Here is a 2457-nt window from a genome sequence, read left to right on the forward strand (position 1 = left end):
GCATCTGGATGAGCTGACGCGTGAACTCGTACCGGATCTGGACGTGTTCGTGGCGTATTCGTCGGTGTCGGGGGTGTTCCTCGGGGCGGGTACGGGGAGTTACGGGGCGGCGAACGCGTGCATGGACGGGTTGCTGGCGCGGCGCCGGGCGGCGGGGTTCCCGGCGCAGTCCCTCGCCTGGGGACTGTGGGAGCAGACCACCGGCATGGGCGGTGACCTGGACGACCTGTCCCGCAGCCGCATGAGCCGCCGGGGCGGAGTGCTGCCCCTCGGTCCCGAAGAGGGCATGCGGCTGTTCGACGCGGCACTGGAGAGCGGGGAGACCCTGCTGGTGCCGGCCAGGATCGACCTGCGGGGGCTGCGGGCCGACGCGACCGCGGGGGCCACCGTGCCGCCGCTGCTGCGCGGACTCGTCCGCCCGGGCCGGCAGTCCGCGCGCGGCACCGGACGCGAGGGCCGGGACGGACTCGCCGGACAACTGGCCGGGCTGGCCCCCACCGAGCAGGAGGCGCTCCTGCTCGACCTGGTCCGCACCCATGTCGCCAACGTCCTCGGCCACACCGGACCGGAACGGGTCAGGGCCGAGACGGCGTTCAAGGACGCCGGGTTCGACTCCCTCACCTCCGTCGAACTGCGCAACCGGCTCCGCGAGGCCACCGGCCTCAGCCTGCCCGCCACCGCCGTCTTCGACTACCCGACCCCGCTCGCCCTCGCCCGGCACCTGCACGCCGAGTTCCAGGGCGTGACCCCGGCGGCGCTCGCGCCGGTGGCCGTGGCGCACGACCCGGACGAGCCGATCGCCGTGGTGGGCATGGCCTGCCGGCTGCCCGGTGGAGTCGGCAGCCCCGAAGACCTGTGGCGCCTGGTCCGCGAGGGCCGCGACGGCGTCAGCGGGTTCCCCGCGGACCGCGGCTGGGACCTCGACGCGGTCTTCGACGCCGACCCCGAACACACCGGCACCTCCTACGTCGCCCAGGGCGGCTTCCTGCACGAAGCGCCCCTGTTCGACCCGTTGTTCTTCGGGATCTCGCCGCGCGAGGCGGTGGCCATGGACCCGCAGCAGCGGCTGCTCCTCGAAACCTCCTGGGAGGCGCTGGAGCGGGCCGGCATCGACCCCACCGGGCTCAAGGGCACCGACGTCGGCGTGTTCAGCGGCATCATGGGCGTCGACTACTACAACGGCGGCGACGTACCGGAAGAGGTGGGCGGGTTCGCGCTCACCGGCAGCGGAGCCAGCGTGGCCTCCGGCCGGGTGTCGTACGTCTTCGGACTCGAAGGCCCGGCCGTCACCGTGGACACCGCCTGCTCCTCCTCGCTGGTCGCCCTGCACCTGGCCGCGCAGGCCCTGCGCACCGGCGAGTGCTCCCTGGCCCTCGCCGGCGGCTCCACCGTGATGGCCGGGCCCGGCATGTTCATGGAGTTCTCCCGGCAGCGGGCGCTGGCCTCGGACGGGCGCTGCAAGTCGTACGCCGACGCCGCGGACGGCACCGGCTGGGCCGAGGGCGCGGGAGTGGTCGTCCTGGAACGGCTGTCGGAGGCACGGCGCAAGGGCCACCCGGTGCTCGCCGTGATCCGGGGCAGCGCCGTCAACCAGGACGGCGCCTCCAACGGGCTCACCGCCCCCAACGGGCCCTCGCAGCAACGCGTCATCCGCAAGGCGCTCGCCGCCGCCGGGCTGACCCCGGCCGATGTGGACCTGGTGGAGGGCCACGGCACCGGCACCGTCCTCGGCGACCCGATCGAGGCGCAGGCCCTGCTGGCGACGTACGGCCAGGACCGGGACCCGGGGCGGGCGCTGTGGCTCGGCTCGCTGAAGTCGAACATCGGGCACGCCCAGGCCGCCGCCGGGGTGGCCGGCGTGATCAAGGCCGTACAGGCGCTGCGCCACCGCGAGATGCCCGCCACCCTGCACGTCGACGCGCCCTCCTCCCAGGTCGACTGGTCGGCCGGTGCGGTGCGACTGCTCACCGAGGCCCGCGAGTGGGACGACCCGGGGCGGCCGCGCCGGGCCGCGGTGTCCTCGTTCGGGCTCAGCGGCACCAACGCGCACGTGATTCTGGAAGAGGCGGACCCGACCCCGGAGGAAGCCGCCGGGGAGCCGGTGGAACCGGCCGCCGTGGTCCCGCTCGTGGTGTCGGCCCGCGGCGCCACGGCCCTCGCCGGGCAGGCCGCACGGCTCGCCGCGTTCCTCGACGGCACCGACACCGCACCCGCCGAGGTCGCGGCGGCGCTGGCGACCCGGCGGGCCCTCCTGCCCGAGCGGGCCGTCATCCTGGCCGGCGACCGCGCGGAGGCCCTGGCCGGACTGGGCGCGCTGGCCCGCGGCGAGGCCAGCCCCGCCGTGATCACCGGCGGCCCCGCCGCGGCCGGTACCGGCAAGGTCGTCCTCGTCTTCCCCGGGCAGGGCACCCAGTGGGCCGGCATGGGCCGCGAACTCCTCGACACCTCGCCCGTGTT

1 protein-coding gene is annotated in these 2457 nt (G+C 75.4%); it reads left to right on the plus strand.

Going from position 1 to position 2457, the window contains the following annotated elements; translation table 11 throughout:
• Nucleotides 1-2457 (plus strand): type I polyketide synthase (locus ABEB00_RS35360; protein ID WP_345624840.1); only part of this gene is annotated, 2457 nt, incomplete at both ends.

The organism is Streptomyces ziwulingensis (assembly GCF_039542605.1).
GTDB lineage: Bacteria > Actinomycetota > Actinomycetes > Streptomycetales > Streptomycetaceae > Streptomyces > Streptomyces ziwulingensis.